The organism is Tepidibacillus infernus (assembly GCF_048898065.1).
In the GTDB taxonomy this organism is placed as follows: domain Bacteria; phylum Bacillota; class Bacilli; order Tepidibacillales; family Tepidibacillaceae; genus Tepidibacillus_B; species Tepidibacillus_B infernus.
On the sequence record NZ_JBLWFI010000083.1, the window covers coordinates 1 to 254 of the forward strand.

Below are 254 nucleotides of genomic sequence, written 5' to 3' on the forward strand. Positions count from 1 at the left end.
CGGGGATTTCCGAATGGGGGAACCCATACTTCGTAATGGAAGTATACCCATCCCTGAACACATAGGGGATGAGGAGGCAACCAGGGGAACTGAAACATCTAAGTACCCTGAGGAAGAGAAAGCAAAAAAACTTGGGCCCCACCAAAGTAGTCGGAATAAGCTACAAAGCTTTCCGTCACTTTGGTGGGACTTGAGTGCGATTCCCTAAGTAGCGGCGAGCGAAAAGGGAACAGCCTAAACCGATACCTACGGGT

Annotated in this window: 1 rRNA gene; it reads left to right on the forward strand. The window is 50.0% G+C overall.

The window, feature by feature from the left end:
- A 23S ribosomal RNA gene (locus tag TEPIDINF_RS15100) occupies positions 1 to 254 on the forward strand; the annotation flags it as partial.